Annotated in this window: 18 protein-coding genes and 2 tRNA genes; 7 read left to right on the top strand and 13 right to left on the bottom strand. The window is 65.3% G+C overall.

The features are described 5' to 3' along the window. Positions 1-74 precede the first annotated feature (74 nt). Positions 75-1493, bottom strand: a complete 1419-nt coding sequence (locus ACYVGS_RS04610; protein ID WP_460587460.1) for a sodium/proline symporter — start codon at positions 1491-1493, stop codon at positions 75-77. A gap of 111 nt (positions 1494-1604) precedes the next feature. Further along, positions 1605-2663 (bottom strand): amidohydrolase family protein, encoded by a 1059-nt coding sequence (locus ACYVGS_RS04605; RefSeq protein ID WP_460587459.1) that lies wholly within the window; start codon positions 2661-2663, stop codon positions 1605-1607. Between the two features lie 205 nt (positions 2664-2868). Here ACYVGS_RS04605 and ACYVGS_RS04600 point away from each other — a divergent pair, with 205 nt between their 5' ends. Both ACYVGS_RS04600 and ACYVGS_RS04595 read left to right on the top strand, forming a co-directional pair. Next, on the top strand, positions 2869-3027 hold the full coding sequence (locus ACYVGS_RS04600) for a YqaE/Pmp3 family membrane protein (RefSeq protein ID WP_460587458.1): 159 nt from the start codon (positions 2869-2871) through the stop codon (positions 3025-3027). Positions 3028-3036: 9 nt separating this feature from the next. Beyond that, a complete protein-coding gene (locus ACYVGS_RS04595) occupies positions 3037-3492 on the top strand; it encodes a DUF4112 domain-containing protein (protein ID WP_460587457.1) in 456 nt (151 codons plus the stop codon). A gap of 179 nt (positions 3493-3671) precedes the next feature. On the opposite strand, the gene ACYVGS_RS04590 is transcribed toward ACYVGS_RS04595, so the two are convergent. The 11 genes from ACYVGS_RS04590 to ACYVGS_RS04540 all read right to left on the bottom strand — a co-directional run bounded on the left by ACYVGS_RS04590 (position 3672) and on the right by ACYVGS_RS04540 (position 12701). After that, positions 3672-3748 (bottom strand) — tRNA-Met (locus ACYVGS_RS04590). 111 nt (positions 3749-3859) lie between these two features. Then, the gene (gene aguA, locus ACYVGS_RS04585) at positions 3860-4945 is read right to left on the bottom strand and encodes an agmatine deiminase (RefSeq protein ID WP_460587456.1); all 1086 of its coding nucleotides are present in this window, start codon (positions 4943-4945) and stop codon (positions 3860-3862) included. Further along, entirely contained in the window at positions 4942-5820 is an 879-nt protein-coding gene (gene aguB, locus ACYVGS_RS04580; RefSeq protein WP_460587455.1) for an N-carbamoylputrescine amidase, read from the bottom strand. The genes aguA and aguB overlap by 4 nt, the downstream gene beginning before the upstream one ends. A gap of 42 nt (positions 5821-5862) precedes the next feature. Continuing rightward, on the bottom strand, positions 5863-6957 hold the full coding sequence (gene ychF / locus ACYVGS_RS04575) for a redox-regulated ATPase YchF (protein WP_460587454.1): 1095 nt from the start codon (positions 6955-6957) through the stop codon (positions 5863-5865). A 31-nt stretch (positions 6958-6988) separates the two neighbouring features. Further along, positions 6989-7582, bottom strand: a complete 594-nt coding sequence (pth, locus tag ACYVGS_RS04570; protein WP_460587453.1) for an aminoacyl-tRNA hydrolase — start codon at positions 7580-7582, stop codon at positions 6989-6991. Between the two features lie 26 nt (positions 7583-7608). Then, the gene (locus ACYVGS_RS04565) at positions 7609-8262 is read right to left on the bottom strand and encodes a 50S ribosomal protein L25/general stress protein Ctc (protein ID WP_460587452.1); all 654 of its coding nucleotides are present in this window, start codon (positions 8260-8262) and stop codon (positions 7609-7611) included. A 68-nt stretch (positions 8263-8330) separates the two neighbouring features. Then, a complete protein-coding gene (locus ACYVGS_RS04560; RefSeq protein WP_460587594.1) occupies positions 8331-9263 on the bottom strand; it encodes a ribose-phosphate pyrophosphokinase in 933 nt (310 codons plus the stop codon). A 155-nt stretch (positions 9264-9418) separates the two neighbouring features. Then, a tRNA-Gln gene (locus tag ACYVGS_RS04555) sits at positions 9419-9493 on the bottom strand. Positions 9494-9503: 10 nt separating this feature from the next. Beyond that, a complete protein-coding gene (gene ispE / locus ACYVGS_RS04550; RefSeq protein ID WP_460587451.1) occupies positions 9504-10361 on the bottom strand; it encodes a 4-(cytidine 5'-diphospho)-2-C-methyl-D-erythritol kinase in 858 nt (285 codons plus the stop codon). Continuing rightward, the gene (lolB, locus tag ACYVGS_RS04545; RefSeq protein WP_460587450.1) at positions 10358-10939 is read right to left on the bottom strand and encodes an outer membrane lipoprotein LolB; all 582 of its coding nucleotides are present in this window, start codon (positions 10937-10939) and stop codon (positions 10358-10360) included. The genes ispE and lolB overlap by 4 nt, the downstream gene beginning before the upstream one ends. 1 nt (position 10940) lies before the next feature. Next, entirely contained in the window at positions 10941-12701 is a 1761-nt protein-coding gene (locus ACYVGS_RS04540; protein WP_460587449.1) for a tetratricopeptide repeat protein, read from the bottom strand. Positions 12702-12893: 192 nt separating this feature from the next. Between ACYVGS_RS04540 and hemA the strand changes: the two genes are divergently transcribed. From hemA to rhlB, 5 genes are read left to right on the top strand one after another with little or no spacing between them, the layout of a single operon-like run. Then, positions 12894-14279 (top strand): glutamyl-tRNA reductase, encoded by a 1386-nt coding sequence (hemA, locus tag ACYVGS_RS04535; RefSeq protein ID WP_460587448.1) that lies wholly within the window; start codon positions 12894-12896, stop codon positions 14277-14279. Next, positions 14276-15364 (top strand): peptide chain release factor 1, encoded by a 1089-nt coding sequence (gene prfA, locus ACYVGS_RS04530; protein WP_460587447.1) that lies wholly within the window; start codon positions 14276-14278, stop codon positions 15362-15364. Before hemA ends, prfA begins: the two co-directional genes overlap by 4 nt. Further along, entirely contained in the window at positions 15364-16191 is an 828-nt protein-coding gene (gene prmC, locus ACYVGS_RS04525; RefSeq protein WP_460587446.1) for a peptide chain release factor N(5)-glutamine methyltransferase, read from the top strand. The genes prfA and prmC overlap by 1 nt, the downstream gene beginning before the upstream one ends. Continuing rightward, positions 16181-16969: a HesA/MoeB/ThiF family protein gene (locus ACYVGS_RS04520; RefSeq protein WP_460587445.1), complete on the top strand. Its 789-nt coding sequence runs from the start codon at positions 16181-16183 to the stop codon at positions 16967-16969. Before prmC ends, ACYVGS_RS04520 begins: the two co-directional genes overlap by 11 nt. Positions 16970-17002: 33 nt before the next feature. Further along, positions 17003-18403, top strand: coding sequence for a DEAD/DEAH box helicase family protein (gene rhlB / locus ACYVGS_RS04515; RefSeq protein WP_460587444.1), 1401 nt, complete (start codon positions 17003-17005; stop codon positions 18401-18403).

The raw sequence follows: 18403 nt of genomic DNA, 5'->3' as shown, positions 1-18403 counted from the left end.
GGATGCCAGCTTGCGACTGCTGGCAACCGGGGGGCTGCGTTACGGTTGGTGCGGTGGGCGCCTGGTTTGGCGATTCAGCCCCGCCCGCCTGCTCTGTCGTGCCGGTGGGCAAGGGCGAATACTCCGAGACCGGTAATGATCCCGGCAATACCCTCATAATAGGCACTGAGGAGCGGCAGGCGCGTCCACAGGAAGACTGCCGCCAGAGCCGAGAGCAGCATCGCAATGGCCAATTTCTCCGAGGGGCGGTAGCCGAGGACGTAGACCAGCAGAAGCGGGCCAAAGGCGGCACCCAGTACCCCCCAAGACACGACGACCAGATCGAACACACTCTGCGGGCCGACCAGGGCAATGGCCAGGGCGAGTGCCACCACGACCAGGGTCGCGGATTTCACGCGCCAGAGCGTCTGTGGCTTGCCCATGGCGTCCTCTGTGACCGCTGCCGAGCAGGCCAGTACCAGTGAATCGCCGGTGGAAATGGTGGCCGCGAAAACCCCCGCCAGCACCAGGCCGACCAGCACCGGTGGCAGCAGCTCCATTGCCATGGTGGGCAGGGCCAGCTCGGGATCAAAGCTTTCGGTCTCCGGCAGCAGCAAGCGCGACAACAGACCCGTGGCATTGGCCGCGGCGTAGAAGGCCAGGTACCAGGCGTAGTAGTAAAAGCGCGCGCGATTGGTGCTGCCGGCGGAGTCCAGCGACATGAAGCGAATCATGATATGCGGTTGGCCGATAACGCTGAAGCCGGCGAACAACCAGCCCACGATGAACAGCAGCGGCCCCCAGGGACTGGCCAGTCCCTTCACCGCGCCGGGCCAGAGGCTCATGTACTCCGGGGATACCGCATTCAGTTGGCGCCAGGCGGATGCCGGGCCACCCAGGTGGTCGACGGCGACCGCCAGCATAAGGAACATGGCGCCGATCATGACGAAGGCCTGGGCCGCATCGGTCCAGATGGCTGCGCGGATGCCGCCGGCGAAGCAGTAGGCGACAACGATTCCAGCGCCAATAACCGCGCCCAGCCAGATGGGCCAATCGAAGAGCACGTGCAGTGCCTTGCTGCCGGCGTTGAGCTGTGCCGCTGCATAGGCGCCGAGAAAGATCAGGCATACCAGGCCCGCCAGCCTGCGATAGTGGCGGAAGTGCGTGCCGTGCCAATTGGCCAGCACGCCGGGAAAGGTGTTCTGCCCGGTGATGGCGGTCTGCTCCCGCAGCCGGCGATGGACGAAGGAGGACATGATGTAGTCCCCCAGCAACCAGCCAACCATCAGCCAGACCGCCGGTAAACCGGTGCTGTAGGTGTAGCCGATGACACCGATAAACATGTAGCCGCTGTTGTTGGTCGCTACCGCCGACAGGCCGGCGAGCCAGGGTTTGACCGAACTGCTGGCGACCAGGTAGTCGCTGGAGGTGCCGCGGGATCGCCGGTGGGAGAGCATGCCGATGATGACAAAGCCCGCCAGGCAGGACAGAAAAGCGACAACCGTGGCAGTCATGGCGTGGCCCTCCTCGAAGCATGCCCCATAGGCTACCCCTGCTGGCGCTGGGCTTCAAAAGGGCTTTTCGCCCGGGACTGCCGCAGTGGCCCCGCGAAACGCCGGTGCGGCTTACTCGGGGAGAGGCCGGGCGCCCTCGCTGGGCAGGAGTGCGAGGAAGTTGTCGCGCGCGACTTTCCGCGCCGTGTCGGCGGGCAGTGCGTTGAGAAAGACGTCGAAGCTGTGCAATTTCTCTTCCAGCTTCGCGTATCTTCCCAGAAGATCGGAGCCAATCATGAAGCGCGTGGGGTAGCGATCGACCAGGGCGAGCCAATCCGGATCGGGCTCGCCCTCGGCGTCCAGCAAATAGGTGTCCAGTACTGTCCAGGAAAGATCAATGCTCAGGTTGGGATGTTCTGACAACAGGCGAGTGACCTCCGGCAGCAGAAAGTCCATTTTTCCCTGGAACCGGTGCAGCGTCTTGCTGGTGCCGGCGTGGGCCCAGATGAAACGCACCTCCCGGAATTCTGCCAGGGCATCTTCCAGCTCCTTGACGTAGAGAGGATTGCGCTCGCGTTTGGATGTGATGTTGCTGTGCAGCTGCACCGGCAGCATGTGTTTTTCTGCGAAGGCATACACGCGGAACATGGCCTCACTGTTGGCCCTGGGCACTTCGCCCTCCGTCAAGGCAGTCAGGTCATCGTGGCGAGTGATGATCTCGCCGATACCCCGCCACAGCCCTGGGTGCAGGGTGACCATTTTCTGCAGATGCAGGTCGGCATTCTTGTCGGTGGGATTGAAGCCGCTGAGAAAAGGGTGCAGGCGTTGTCGTTGAGCGGGGTCTAGCGCATTCAGGGCGGCTGCGAGATAAGCGTCGGTGGCGCTGAACCAGTACACAGCGGCGTCATCACCGGCGTAGGTGTCGGGCCGTTTGGGTTCGTCCTCCTGCCATTTTTTCATCAGCGACATGCCGCTGATTATGGCGTGGTCCACACCTGTCGCGTCCATCGCGCTTAGCAATTGCGACAGGTCTTCACCCTGCTGGAAGAAATCGACACTGTGCAGGTGGGCGTCGCTGTAGCGGTAATTGCGCCTTTCTTCCGCGGCGTGAATGGCGACAGACACCAAGGTGGCGCCGACTGCCAGGCAGCGCACTAGGCGGGCGCTGCAGAATTTTGCCGATGTTGGCACGAGGTCAATAGCTCCTGAAAAGGGACTCGGCAAAGTGTAGCAGCGAATTCTCACAGCCTGAATCAAGCGCGGGCGAGAGCCATCTCGCCGGGCTCCGGCGTGTACCCGCGCTGCAGCGGAATTGACAAAACTGGCTTTGACCGGAAGCTCTAGATGGCCCAGTCTGTTAAATGAATCAGTCGCAAACTGCAGAGAGGGGTAAGAAATGGACTTGATACGTGTCTTGTTGTCGATCCTGTTGCCGCCGCTGGGGGTGTTTCTCCAGGTCGGCATCGGTGGTCATTTCTGGCTGAATATACTCCTGACCCTGTGTGGCTACATCCCGGGGATTGTCCACGCTGTCTGGATTATCGCGCGGCGCTGAGGTGTGTCGGTGCCGGCCCGTCGCCAGCGGCTGCAGCGTCTCGCCAAGCTGCTGGACAATGCGATAGAACTGCCAGGCTCTCGGCGCTTCGGCATCGGGCTGGACGGCCTGCTGGGCCTGATTCCGGGCCTGGGCGATCTTGCCGGGCTCGCCCTGTCGGGCTATATCATTCTCGAGGGGGTCCGACTCGGGGCACCCCTGAGCCTGGTACTACGCATGCTCGGCAATGTCACCATTGATGCGGTGGTTGGGGTGGTCCCGGTGGTGGGGGATATTTTTGACTTTGCCTGGCACGCCAATCAGCGCAACGTTGCGCTACTGGATCGCTATTTGGACAATCCGGGCGGCGAGAGCTTTAGGTCGAGGTTCTTGGTGCTTGCGGTGGTGCTCGCGCTGTTGGGCTTGATCGCGATCATCCTGTACGCGGGCATTGCATTGCTGAAGGCCGTGCTAGGGGCTTTCTGAGCGCCGCGTTTGGCTCTTCAGGCTCTTCATCATTCACGGGATTGGTGAATATCGGTGCATCCCCCATTAAGTAAGGAGAGCCTGGCGTTATCAATCGAGTACGGATGGATGTCCGTCCCCCGTTAATGGGGTAGAGCCGCCGACTTGGGGGCGTTGATGGATGTTGCTGGAAGAAGGGGTGGTAGCTACGGCTGGACTTGAACCAGCGACCCCAGCATTATGAATGCTGTGCTCTAACCAACTGAGCTACGTAGCCACAAAACTCGGTACCGGGTACCGGAGAGGCGCGCATTTTCCCCACTTGGGCCGCTTCTGTCAAGCCTTGGGTGGCCCGGACTTGCAGCCCGCGGGCACTGCGGCGTTGCCTCTACGGCAGGGGTTGTTGCTGGGTAATACAGTGGATGTTGCCGCCGCCCAGCAAGATCTCCCGTCCGGGGCACATTACCACCTCGTGTTCGGGAAAAAGTCGTCGCAGTATAGCCAGCGCTTCTGCATCCATGGGGTCGTCAAAACCCGGCACGATAATGCCGCCATTGCTGACCAGGAAGTTGACATAGGAGGCGGCCAGGCGCGGCGGGTTGCCGTGCTCGTCCGGTTCGATGCCCTCGGCACCGCCCTCGCTTTCCAGGATCGCGTGTATCGGTGCGGGCAGCGGCAGCCGGTGCACCGCCAGGCGGCGGCCGCGGGCGTCGGTGCTGGTCTCCAGGACTGCCAGCGCCTCGCGGCAATAGTGGTAGTTGGGGTCGTTGGCGTCGTCGGTCCAGCTCAGGAGGACTTCCCCGGGGCGCACAAAGCAGCAGAAATTGTCGATGTGGCCGTCGGTTTCGTCGCCATCCAGGCCCCGGGGCAGCCAGATGATCTGCTCCGCCCCGGTGTAATCCCGCAGCATGCCTTCGATGGCTTCGCGGCCCAGGTGTGGGTTGCGGTTGGGGTTGAGCAGGCACTCCTCGGTGGTGAGTAGCGTGCCTTCACCGTCGACGTGGATGGAGCCGCCCTCGAGAATGAAGCCGGGCGTCGCATAGCGTCGAACGCGCTCCATCTGCAGCACCTTGCGGGCGACCAGGGCGTCCACATCCCAGGTGGGGTAGAGGCCGCCCTGGTCGCCACCCCAGGCGTTGAAGTCCCAGTCGACACCGGCCAGGCCCCCCTGACCATCAATCAGGAAGGTCGGGCCGGAGTCGCGCATCCAGGCGTCATCGTTGGACAGTTCCACCACCCGCACCCCGCTGTCGTCGGCAAGTGCCTCGCTGGCGGCCACAAAACTGGCGGCGGACGTGCACAGGGTCACTGGGGTGAAGCGTGCGATGGCGCGAATGACGGCGAGAAAGTCGTGCTGTGCGGGCTGCGCGCCAGAGCGCCAGCTGTCGGGGCGCTCTGGCCAGATCATCCAGACCTGGCTCTGGGGGGCCCACTCGGCGGGCATGTAAAAACCGTCGGCGCGGGGCGTGCTCATTCGCTGTGTTCACCATCGAGGGTGTTGATGGGGCTGTAGAGTTGGGGGCGGCGGTCGCGGAACACCCCCCAGGCCGTACGGTGTTTCTCCACCGTATCCAGGTCGAAGCTGTGTACCAGTACAGCCTCCGACTCGCCGTCGGCTTCCTCGACCTTGGCGCCGAACTCGTCGGCAATGAAGGACCCGCCATAGAAGGTGATGTCAGAGTCCTCCTGGACCTCCCGGCCGATGCGGTTGCTGGCAATCAGTGGGGTGAGGTTGGCGCCGGCGTGACCCTGCTGCACCCGCTGCCAGTGGTCGCGGCTGTGGATGCTGGGGTCGTGGGGCTCGCTGCCGATGGCGGTGGGGTAGAACAGCAGTTCTGCGCCGAGCAGGGCCATGGCCCGGGCGCTCTCCGGGAACCACTGGTCCCAGCAGATGCCCACGCCAATGCGAGCGTAGCGCGTGTTCCAGACCCGGAAACCGGTGTCGCCCGGGTTGAAATAGAACTTTTCATGGTAGCCGGGGCCATCGGGAATGTGGCTCTTGCGGTAATTGCCCAGTACTTCGCCATCGGCGTCAATGATCACGATCGAGTTGAAGCGGGCACGGCCGGCCAGCTCGAAGTAGCTGATGGGCAGCACCACCTCCAGCTCCGCCGCGATGCGGCGGAAATGCTGGATGGCCGGGTTTTCCTCCGGCCGTGTCGCCAGCAGCATGTAGTCTTCGTTGGGTGTCTGGCAGAAGTAGGGCGTCTCGAACAGCTCCTGCAGCAGAATGATCTGCGCACCGCCGGCGTGGGCGGCGCGCACCAGGGATTCGGCGCGGGCGATGTTCGCCTCGCGGTCCCAGCTGCAGGCCATCTGGGTGGCGGCGACGGTAACGGTGCGGGGCATGATCATCTCCTCCGGGCGATTGCTGTGCGCCTGCTTCTCATTCTACACATTGAAGCGGAAGTGGATCACGTCGCCGTCCTGCACCACATAGTCCTTGCCTTCCAGGCGCCAGCGCCCGGCATCCTTGGCGCCCTGTTCGCCCTTGTGGGCGATAAAGTCTTCGTAGCTGATCACCTCGGCGCGTATGAAACCGCGCTGGAAATCGGTGTGGATCACGCCGGCCGCCTCCGGCGCGGTGGCGCCAACGCGAACGGTCCAGGCGCGCACTTCCTTATCGCCTGCTGTGAAGTAAGTGTGTAGGTTGAGCAGCTTGTAGCCGGCGCGGATCACCCGGTCCAGGCCGGGTTCTTCCATGCCCAGGTCCTGCAGGAACTCCAGACGCTCGTCGTCCGCCAGTTCGACGATCTCGGATTCCAGCTTGTTGCAGATGGCGACGACCACCGCACCTTCCTCGGCGGCGACAGACTTGACCACCTCCAGGTGAGGATTGTCTTCGAAGCCGTCCTCGTCGACGTTGGCGATGTACATGGTCGGCTTGACGGTCAACAGGTGCAGTGTCCTGACCAGGGCGCGTTCGTTGTCGTCCAGGCTCAGGGCGCGCACCGGCAGGGCCTCGTTCAGCTGGGGCAGCAGCTTGTCTTCCAGCAGGGCCTTCAGTGCAATCGCTTCCTTGTCACCGCCCTTGGCGGTGCGGATGACCTTTTGCAGCTGTTTCTCGCAGCTTTCCAGGTCGGCCAGGGCCAGCTCGGTGTTGATGACGCCGATGTCGCTCCTCGGGTCCACCTGGTTGGCCACATGGATCACGTTGTCGTCATTAAAGCAGCGCACCACGTGAGCGATGGCGTCGGTTTCGCGGATGTTGGCCAGGAACTGGTTGCCCAGGCCCTCGCCCTTGGAGGCGCCCGCCACCAGGCCGGCGATATCGACGAATTCCATGGTCGTCGGCACCACTTTCTGTGGCTTGACGATGTCGGCGATGGCCTGCTGGCGCGGGTCGGGTACCGGCACTACGCCGGCGTTTGGCTCAATCGTGCAGAAGGGGAAGTTTTCCGCGTCGATCCCGGCCCGGGTCAGGGCGTTGAAGAGGGTGGACTTGCCGACGTTGGGCAGTCCGACGATGCCGCATTTGAAACCCATGGAGATGTCCTGTGTCTGTGGGCGCCGCCCGTCAGGCGGCGCGGAAGCTGTGCAATTGCGTCATGGCCCGGGTGTCCTCCCCGTCCAGCAGCAGGGGCAGGGCATCCAGGGCGGCGTCGATACTGGCCTCGATCAGCTCGCGCTCTTTGGTGCTGGGCTTGCCCAGCACATGCCCGGTTACCCGGGAAGCGTGGCCGGGATGGCCGATGCCCACTCGCAGTCGGGCAAACTCGCGGCTGTTGCCGAGGGCGGGAATGATATCCCGCAAACCGTTGTGTCCGCCATGCCCGCCGCCGCGTTTGAAGCGCGCGGTGCCCGGGGGAAGGTCCAGCTCGTCGTGGGCCACCAGGATCTGTTCGGGGGGGATACGGAAAAAGCGTGCCATGGCGCCGACGGCCTGGCCACTGCGATTCATGAAGGTCGTGGGGATCAGCAGCCGCAGGTCGTGCCCGTGGCAGCTGAGGCGGGCGGTGAGCCCGTGGAAACGCGATTCGCTTTGTAGCGTGGCGCCGTGGCGCCTCGCCAGTGCCTCGACGAAGTCGGCACCGGCGTTGTGGCGGGTATCCCGGTAGTCGCTGCCCGGGTTACCCAGCCCGACAATCAGTGTGATGGATGTTGTCGTCAACGCCGGTGTCTTGTCGTCAGGGCCGATCAGTCCTCGCTGCTATCGGAGGAGGACTCGTCCTCGTCCGACGCTTCACTGCTGTCGTCGCCAGCGCCACCTTTCGGCGGTACCACGGACGCAATAGCCAGGTCGTGGTCCTCACCCAGGGTCAGGGCCACGGCGGTGACGCCTGCGGGCAGCTTCACATCGGTCAGGTGCACGATCTCGCCGGACTTCACGGCCGCCATGTCGACTTCAATGTATTCGGGGATGTCCTTGGGCAGACAGGAGACTTCGATATCCGTTTCCTGGTGCTGGATCATGCCGCCCTGCATCTTCACGCCGTGGCAGCTTTCCTCGTTGAGGAAGTGAATCGGCACATGCACCTTGATGGCGACGTTTTCGTTCACGCGCTGGAAGTCGGCGTGCATCAGGAAACCCTTGGCGGGGTGACGCTGCAGGTCCTTGAGGATGGCTTTTTCCACGTCATTGCCAACTTTCAGGGTCAGCACGTGGGAGAAGAAAGCCTCGTTTTCCAGCGCCTTTTCCAGGTCCTTGCGGATCAGGGACACGGCCTTGGGCGCCTTTTCACCACCGTAGACGATGGCGGGCACTTTTTCCGCGTGACGACGCAGGCGGCGGCTCGCACCTTTCCCCATGTCGTCACGCACTTCTGCGTAAAGCTCAAACTGGTCAGACATTGTCTTGACTCCTGGCTAACACTGCCTTGCCTGCGACCGACGCAGCAGTGGGTTGTGGTTGTCTGCTCCTACTGGAACAGCGCGCTGATGGATTCCTCGTTGGACACCCGGCGGATGGACTCCGCAAGCAGGTCCGCGATGGTCAGCTGGCGGATCTTGCCAATGCTGGCTGCCGCATCGCTGAGAGGAATCGTGTCGGTTACCACCAGCTCGTCGAGCCGGGATTCCCGAAGATTGTCCAGGGCGCGGCCAGACAGCACCGCGTGGGTGCAGTAGGCGACGACCTTGGTGGCGCCGCGCTCCTTGAGGGCGTCGGCGGCCTTGCACAGCGTGCCAGCGGTATCGACCATGTCGTCCACCAGCAGGCAGGTGCGGCCTTCCACTTCCCCGATCAGGTTCATCACCTGTGCCTCGTTGGCCTGGGGGCGGCGCTTGTCGATGATCGCCAGGTCGGCATCATCCAGTTGCTTGGCGATGGCCCGGGCGCGTACCACGCCGCCGATATCCGGCGAGACCACCATCAGGTTGTCGTAGTTGCTGGCCAGGATGTCGGTATTCAGCACCGGGGAGCCGTAAACGTTGTCCACCGGGCAGCCAAAGAAGCCCTGGATCTGCTCGGCGTGGAGGTCGACGGTCAGTACGCGGTCGACACCGACATTGACCATCATGTCCGCGACGACCTTGGCGGTAATCGGTACCCGGGCGGAGCGTACGCGACGATCCTGGCGGGCGTAGCCGAAGTAGGGGACCACCGCGGTGATGCGGGCTGCCGAGGCGCGACGCAGGGCGTCGATCATCACCAGCAGTTCCATGAGGTTGTCGTTGGTGGGGGCGCAGGTGGACTGCACGACAAACACGTCGCGACCGCGGACGTTCTCGTTGAGTTCGACGGCGACTTCGCCATCGCTGAACTTGCCGACGCTGGCCTTGCCCAGGGACAGGTAGAGCCGGTTGGCGATTTTCTGGGCAAGCTCGGGGTTGGCGTTGCCCGTAAAGACCATCAACTTGGAGGACACGGCTCTCACTCCCGGGTCAGATTGTTGCTCACAAAAACAAAGGCCAACCCAGGCCGGCGTGCCGGGTGCCAGCGGGTTGGCCGTTTCGTAAGACTTCGCAACCGCTGCAAAACGCGATTCGGCTGCAAAGCCTCAAAATATGGCTGGGGTGGTAGGATTCGAACCTACGAATGCCGGGATCAAAACCCGGTGCCTTGCCACTTGGCGACACCCCAATAAAAAAGGTCAGTGACTGTCGGCCTCTTGCAGGGCCTGCAGTCTGGTGTGGACGGGCGACTGATCAACTCCGCGGGCGACAAAGTGCTGCCATTCCCTCGGAACTGTCGCTGCAACACGCTGTGCTTCAGCCTCGCTGGCAAAGCGGGCGAAGACGCAGGCGCCGGTTCCGGTCAGCCGCGCTTCGGCGTGTGGAGACAGCCAATTCAGTGCCTTTTCCACTTCGGGGAAGCGCCGGGTAACGACTTTTTCGCAGTCGTTCCGGGAGGTATCCCCGAAAAAGGCGGCTATTGTGATGGGGAGACTGTCGCGTGTCAATTCCGGCGCGGAAAAAATTTCAGCCGTGGGCACATGGCAGCCGGGATGAATGATCAGGTACCAGCACTCCGGCAGGGTTACCGGGGTCAGCACCTCGCCGATGCCCTCTGCCCAGGCGGTGTGGCCGGCGACAAAAACCGGGACATCTGCCCCCAGGCTGCGGCCCAGAGTCTGCAATTCTGCCTGCGAGATGTCGAGCCGCCAGAGGTGGTTGAGTGCCAGCAGCGTTGTGGCGGCATTGGAGCTGCCGCCACCCAGGCCGCCGCCAAGGGGGATGCGCTTCCGGCAATGAATGTCCACCCCGTAGCCGGGCCGGGCCAGCAGGGCGGCCGCTCGCAGGATCAGGTTGTCCCCCGGCGGCACTGCCAGGCCCTCCAGTTGCAGCTGCACCTTGCCGGAGTGGTTGGCGCGGAAGGTCATGTGGTCCCCCCAATCGAGCAGCTGGAACAGCGTCTGCAGGTGGTGGTAGCCATCCGCTCCGCGCCCGGTGACGTGGAGGAAAAGGTTGAGCTTGGCCGGTGACAGCAGTTCCAGGGGTGCTGTTCTCATGGCATGTCCGTCTGCCAGTCCCGGATCAGCAGGCGCGCGCTGGTATCGCCGCGCTCCAGCTCGAGGCGCTGGGGCAGCCTGAGTTCGCCGCTCTCGACATAGCTGTCGAAGCGGATGCTCCAACCGTCCTGATGCAGGGTCCGCAGCAGGCCCTGGTCGATGGATTGCCGGGCGGGGCTGTGCGGGGAGGGCAGGCCGCGCAGCCACCAGCTCAGTGCGTCGACGGGTATGTCCCAGCCGGTGTAGGCGCGCACGGCGCCGGGGCTGCTCAGGTCCACGCGGGCCTCCTCCTCGCCCCGGCTGATGTGCAGCTGCTCGCCGTCACTGTGAATGCGTGTGGCCTGCAGGCCCAGGGGGCCGCTGATTTCAAGGTGAGTGTGCCGGCCCATCTGTAGCCAGTCGAGGCTGGCAGTGCCGGCTTCCTCGCCACTGCGCACCGCCAGCTTGCCGCGCGCGGTCCAGTGATCCAGGGCCGACACCTGTTGGCGGTGGGCTTCCCAGCCCACATCGACCGTGGCGGGGGTCACTGCGCACCCGGCCAGCCAGAACAGGCAGCAGCACAGGAGGCTTGCGCGCATGTCAGAGTGCCAGCTCTGCGGGATCGATGCCAAAGCGTCGCAGGGTCGAGCGCAGCACCGGATGTCCGGCATTCTGCAGCAGGCCCGCCTGCCAGATGCCCCGGGCCTCCTCCTCGCGACCGAGGGTCCACAGGACCTCGCCCAGGTGGGCCGCGACTTCCGGGTCGGGCATGGCCGTGTAGGCGCGGCGCAGGTAGTCCTCCGCTTCTTCTGATCGACCCAGGTGATGCAGCACCCAGCCCATGCTGTCGAGTATCGCCGGCTCGCCGGGCTGTAGCTCAAGTGCCCGCTGGATCAGCTCGAAGGCTTCCTGATGGCGATCGGTGCGGTCGGTGAGGGTGTAGCCGAGGGCATTCAGTGCCGTGGCGTTGTCCGGTTCCCGCGCCAGAATCGCCCGCAGGTCCGCTTCCATTTGCCCCAGGTCGTCCATCTGCTCGCTGAGCATGGAGCGGCTGTAGCGCAGGGAGGTGGAGTCGGGCAGTTCATTCAGCGCCTGGTTCAGCAGTGACAGGCTTTCCTCCATCAGCCCCGCGCGCGTCAGCAGTTCCGACTCGAGGGTGTAGAGTTGTTCGCGGTGTTCGGGGTAGTCAAGGCGCTGGCTGGCGAAGAAGCGGGCGCTGGCGGCGTTGTCGCCGTTTTCCAGCAGGATGCGGCCGATGCGACCGCGGGCATTGAAGAACTCCTGGCTTTCCTGGTCGCCCACCTTTCGGTAGGCCTTGATGGCGTCTTCCGGGCGGCCCTCCTCCTCGGCGATCCGGCCCAGGTAGTAGTGCGCCTCATCGCGGCGCTCGCCGAGGGCCAGCACCTGGCGCAGGTAGGCCTTGGCGGCCAGCAGGTCGCCGTTTTCCTGGTTGATCAGGGCCAGCGAGAGGAGCAGATCCGCGTCCTGTGGCGAGCCGGCGGAAAGTCGCTCGAACTGCTCCCGCGCGGCCTTGAGGTCGTTGCGGGTCAGCAGTCGCGCGTATTGCAGGCGCAGGCTGGACTGGCTGGGGTCGGCCTCCAGCGAGGCTTCGATGCGACGGAAGGGGGCGTCTTCGCCGGCCTCGAGACGCAGTTTGGCATCCAGCATCAGCGCCTGCTGCTGGTTGGGGGCCAGGGTCAACAGGTGGTCGAGAACCTCGCGGGCGGGCCCCGCCCGGTCCAGCTCGTCCAGCAGCAGGGCGCGCGTCAGCAGCAAGTCGGTGTCGTCGGGGAACTCGCTGGACAATTCCGCCAGTGCCGAGGCCAGGTCCGCCTGCTCGGTTACCGAGGCCTGGCGTATGCCCCCCAGCAGCAGCGGGTAATTCACCGATTTGCCCTGCCGGGCAATGCGCGCCAGGTGTGTGACAGCCGCAGCGGGCTGTCCGTGGCGCACCAGCTGGGCGGCGAGGGTGGAGTTGGCTTCGGGGTGTTCGGGCTCCAGCTCAGCCCAAAGTCGGGCCGCCGCAAGCGCCGCGTCGTCATTGCGCAGGAACTGGGCCAGGTGCGTGGCGTGGGCGCTTACCCCCGGGTCGCGCAGGCTTTCGGCCTGCTCCAGGTAAATTTCCAGCGCCGGTTCGTAGGCGCGCCGCCGGAGGGCAAATTCGGCGACCATCAGGGCCTCGAGACTGTCCTCCGGGAAGGCGCGTTCGGGCGCGGGTTGGGCGGCGCCGCTCGCCGCCGGGGCAGCCACCGACTCGGGTCTGGGGTCGGCGTCATCGGGGGCCTGCGGCAACTCGGCGCAGCCGAGCAGGAGTGCCGGCAGCAGGGGCAGCAATCGGTGCAGCATGATTCGGGTGGGCATAGGCTTCCGGTCCAGCGGGGTCGATAATAGTGACACATTCCCCTGGTGACTCCCAAGTGCATGGACCGGTTCGGCCCAAGCGGGTTCCGTATTTGCCTGCCTTTTTGCGCCGATCTTGATAGAATTCGCGGCAATGTGGGGCGCCGGCCTGTGTGGTGCCCCGAAACCTGAGCGGAGCGCCCACCCGACCCCATGCAGCTCATCGCCTTCGGCATCAATCACAAATCGGCCGCCGTCGAGGTGCGCGAGCGCGTTGCCTTCGCCCCCGAGCAGGTTCCGGAAGCGCTGCAGGACGCCCGTCAGCGCCTCGACCTCGATGAGGTGATGATCCTCTCCACCTGCAACCGCACGGAAGTCTATGCCTGCCTGCCGGATCCGGCTGCGGGCGAGGCGCTGACGCGACTGGCTGGCTGGCTGGCGGATTACCATCACCTGTCCGCCGGGGAGTTGGCCGAGGCCGCCTACCTCTACCGCGACGAGGCGGCCCTGCAGCACCTGGCCAAAGTGGCCAGTGGCCTTGATTCGATGATCCTGGGGGAGCCGCAGATCTTCGGGCAGCTGAAGTCCGCCTACGCGGTGGCGGGGGAGACGGGCACCCTCGGAGGCGAGCTGGAGCGCGCCCTGCAGCGGGTTTTCTCCATCGCCAAGCGGGTGCGCACGGACACCGCGATCGGGGAGAACCCGGTCTCCGTGGCCTACGCGGCAGTGGATCTGGCCAAGCATATCTTTGCCGACCTGGGGCGCTGTTCGGCTCTGCTGGTCGGTGCCGGCGAGACCATCGAGCTGGTGGCCCGGCACCTGCTGGAGGCGGGGGTGCAGCGTATCGTCATCGCCAACCGCACCCTGGGGCGGGCCCGCGAACTGGGTCAGAAATTCGGCGCCGAGGCCGTCATGCTGGCGGATATCCCCGAGCAGCTGCCGACCTCGGATATCGTCATCAGCTCCACGGCCAGCCAGTTGCCGATCCTCGGCAAGGGGGCGGTGGAGCGCGCCATTCGTGCCCGCAAGCACCGACCGATACTGATGGTGGATATCGCCGTGCCCCGGGACATCGAGCCCCAGGTGGGTGAGCTGGCCGATATCTACCTGTACACCGTGGATGACCTGCGCGAGATCGTCGATGACAGCCTGCGCAGTCGGCAGCAGGAGGCGCGCAAGGCCGACCTGCTGATTGAAGACGGCGTCCGCCTCTACCTCGAGGAGCGACGCAGTATCGCGGCAGTGGACTCCGTGCGGGAGTACCGCAACATGGCGGAACGCCTGCGCGAACAGGAACTGCAGCGCGCCCTGCGAGCCCTCAGCCGGGGCGACGATCCCGAGCAGGTGCTGGCCCAGCTGGCCCGCACCCTGACCAACAAGCTGATCCACGCGCCGACGGCCGGATTGAAGCGCGCCAGCGTGGATGGGCGGCAGGACCTGCTGGCCAGTGCCAGGCGCCTGCTGGGGCTGGAGCACCACGACGGGGAGGCTGCCAGCGAGTCCCGTGCCGTGGCCGAAGAGCGCCAGCCCGGAGCGAATGACGACAAGGCCAAGTCACTGCCACCCCACACCCTGACCGGGAAGCACACGCTGCAATGAAATCGTCCCTGTTGAACAAGCTGGACACCCTCGCGGAACGCCATGAGGAGGTCTCGGCGCTCCTGGGTGATGCCGAAACCATTGCCGACCAGCCGCGCTTCCGGGAGCTGTCCCGGGAGTTTGCCGAGCTCGAGGAAGTGGTTGGCTGTTACCGGGAGTTCCGGCGTATCGAGTCCAATCTCAGTGGCGCCCGCCAGATGCAGGCGGAAGAGAGCGACCCCGAGCTGCTGGAAATGGCCGAGGAGGAGGTGGCCGCCGATGAGCAGCGGCTGGCCGAGCTGGAGCGCGAACTTCAGACCTTGCTGCTGCCCCGCGATCGGCAGGACGCGGCCAACGTGTTTCTGGAAATCCGGGCTGGCACCGGGGGTGACGAGGCGGCGATCTTTGCCGGCGATCTGTTTCGCATGTACAGCCGCTACGCCGAGCAGCAGGGCTGGCGCATCGAAGTGCTTTCCGAGCGGCCCGGCGAACACGGGGGCTACAAGGAGATCATCACCCGTGTCGAGGGCCGGGATGTCTACGCCCGGCTCAAGTTCGAATCGGGCGCCCACCGGGTCCAGCGGGTGCCGGAGACGGAATCCCAGGGACGCATTCATACCTCGGCCTGCACCGTGGCGATCCTCCCCGAGCCCGAAGCGGTGGATGAGGTCGAGCTGAACAAGGCCGACCTGCGCGTCGACACCTTTCGCGCATCCGGCGCTGGCGGTCAGCACGTCAACAAGACCGATTCCGCCGTGCGTATTACCCACCTGCCCTCGGGTATCGTGGTGGAATGCCAGGACGAGCGCTCGCAGCACAAGAACCGTGCCCGGGCGCTGTCCCTGCTGCAGGCCAAACTGCTCAGCAGCGCCGAGGACAAGGCCGCCGCCGAGCAAGCAGAGCAGCGGCGCAACCTGGTGGGCACGGGGGACCGCTCCGACCGCATTCGCACCTACAACTTTCCCCAGGGCCGGGTCACTGACCACCGCATCAACCTGACCCTGTACAAGCTGGACGAGGTCATGGCCGGCGACCTGAATGCGGTCATCGGGCCGCTGCGTCAGGAATACCAGGCGGACCAGCTGGCGGCCCTGGCCGGGCAGTGATGGCTTCGGTCAGCGAGTTGCTGCGCGCCGCCGAGCTGACCGGCGAGGAGTCCCGGCGCGAGGCGGAAATCCTCCTCGGGCACGTCCTCCAGCGCTCGCGCAGCTGGCTCTACACCTGGCCGGAACACCCGGTCGAAGCCGCGCTTGCGCAACATTTTCGCGAGCTGCTGGCGCGGCGGGCCGCGGGAGAACCGGTGGCCTACCTGGTCGGCGAGCGCGAATTCTGGGGCCTGTCACTGCGGGTGACCCCCGACACCCTGATTCCCCGGCCCGACACCGAAACCCTGGTGGAGTGGGCGCTGGATCTGCCCCTGCCCGGGGCGGCGGCAGTGCTGGATCTCGGTACCGGTAGCGGGGCGATAGCCCTGGCGCTGGCGAGTGAGCGACCGCACTGGCGGGTCGCCGCCGCCGACCGCAGCGAGGCCGCTCTGGCAGTCGCGCGGAGCAATGGCGAGCGCTTGCTGCCGGGTCGCGTGCACTGGTTTTGCTCCGACTGGTTCGCCCTGCTCCCCGCCGGTCGCTTCCATCTGGTGGTGAGCAACCCGCCCTATGTAGCGGCGGCGGATCCACATCTGCAACGGGGGGATCTGCGCTTCGAGCCGCGCCAGGCTCTGGCGGCGGGCGATGATGGCCTGGCGGATATCCGGCGCCTGATTGCCGATGCCCCCGAATGGTTACATCCCGGTGGCTGGTTGCTGCTGGAGCACGGTTTTGAGCAGGCGGAGGCGGTGCGCGGTCTGCTGGAGGCGGCAGGTTACAGCGCGGTGGCGACCCGTTGCGATTTGGCCGGCCAGCCGCGGGTTACCGGGGGTTGCCGTGCTGACTGACCAGGCGCTGCTGCGCTACAGCCGGCAGATCATGCTGCCGGGCCTGGATGTGGCCGGCCAGCAGGCCCTGGCCGCGGCGCGGGTGCTGGTGGTCGGTCTGGGCGGCCTGGGCAGTGCCTGCGCACAGTACCTGGCGGGTGCCGGGGTGGGGCAGCTTGTGCTGGCGGATGGCGACAGGGTCGAGTTGTCCAACCTGCCGCGGCAGGTACTGCACAGCGAGGCCCGGGTGGGGCGGAACAAGGCAGAGTCCGCCGCGCAAACACTGGCGGCAATGAACGCGGAGGTTTCGCTGTCGGTGCTGCCGCGCCGTCTGGAGCCCCAGGAGCTGCCAGAGCTGTGCCGACAGGTGGATATCGTGGTGGATGCCACGGACAATTTCGCCACGCGCTGTGCCCTCAATCAGGCCTGTATCGAGAGCGGGCAGCCCCTGGTCTCGGCCGCCGCGATCCGCCTGGAAGGGCAGCTGGCGGTGTTCGACACCGCCCGCGGCGGCCCCTGCTACCGCTGCCTCTATCCCGAACCGGTGGATGACAGCGCTCTGCGCTGCAGCGAGAACGGCGTGCTGGGCCCGGTGGTCGGCGTGCTGGGTGCCCTGCAGGCCATGGAAACATTGAAGTGGCTGAGCGGGCTGGCGCCGCCCCTGGATCGCGGATTGTTGCTGGTCGACCTGGGTCAGCTGGAATTTACCCGGCTGTCATTACCGCGGCGCGCCAACTGTCCTGCCTGCGCGACCGGTCCATTCGGCGGAGGCTCGGCCAGAGCCGACAAAGAGTGTTAGACTAGGCCGATTTTCGCGACCAGGAGTCCGGCATTGATCAAACGCCTCCTCGGTGGTGGCAGCAGGAACAAGGCCACCACTCCCGACACCCCCACGGTTCCCACGCCCGCATCCGCCAGCCCCGCAGCGGACGCCCCGCAGCAGGAGCGGCAACCCGGTCGCTCCCACGGACACAGCGACCGCGGCGCCGGCAAGCCGCGCCGCAAGCGCGCCTCCAGGTCCGCCGAGCCACCTGCGCCCTGGAGCCCCGAGGATTTCAAGGTGGAGCCGGTCGAGGGCAAGACCCGTTTCCATGACCTGGGGCTGCGCGACGAAATCATGCACGGCATCGCGGATCTCGGCTTCCAGTACTGCTCGCCGATTCAGGCGGCCATCCTGCCCCAGACGCTGCAGGGACACGATGCTATTGGCAAGGCCCAGACCGGTACCGGCAAGACGGCTGCCTTTCTTATCACCTTGTTCAACGACATGCTCAGCCACCCCCCGGAAGGCGAGCGCTTCCTCGGCGAGCCGCGCGGCCTGGTGATTGCACCCACCCGCGAGCTGGTGATGCAAATCGCCGCGGACGCGGATGACCTGGGCAAGCACACCGGGCTCAAGGTGGTGACACTGATTGGCGGGATGGATTACCAGAAGCAGCTCAATCGTCTGCATACCGATATTGTTGATTTGGTGGTTGCCACGCCGGGGCGCCTGATCGACTTCCTGCAGCGCCGCGACCTCTACCTGGACCGGGTGGAGAGCCTGGTGCTGGACGAGGCCGACCGCATGCTGGACATGGGTTTCATTCCCCAGGTCAAGCGCATCGTCCGAGCCACCCCGCAGAAGGACTGCCGGCAGACCCTGCTGTTCTCGGCCACCTTCACCCAGGATATTCTCAACCTGGCCCAGCAGTGGACCTACCATCCGGTGACAGTGGAGATCGAGCCGGACCACGTGGCCACCGACTCGGTGGACCAGAAGGTCTACCTGGTCAGCAGCGAGGAGCGCTTCCGGGTCCTCACCAACCTCCTGCGCAGCGACGAGGCGAACAGCGTGATCGTTTTCGCCAACCGCCGGGACCAGGTGCGTCGCCTGCACGAGCGCCTGCGCAAGGCCGGCGTGGCGGCCGGTATCCTCTCCGGGGAGATTCACCAGTCCAAGCGCACCAGCACGCTGGAAGCCTTCAAGCAGGGGCGGATCAAGGTCCTGGTGGCAACCGATGTGGCCGGGCGTGGCATCCACGTGGATGGCGTCAGCCACGTGGTCAATTACAACCTGCCGGAAGACCCGGATGATTACGTGCACCGCATCGGCCGCACCGGTCGTGCCGGGGCCACTGGCACCTCGATCAGTTTCGCCAGCGAGGACGATGCCTTCCTGCTGCCGGATATCGAGGCCCTGTTGGGCGAGCGCCTGGAGTGCACCCACCCGCCGAAGGAGTTGCTGGCCTGA

This window comes from Haliea atlantica (assembly GCF_054779855.1).
Note: the sequence above shows the minus strand (reverse complement) of the source record. Positions and strands in the feature narration are given on the sequence as shown.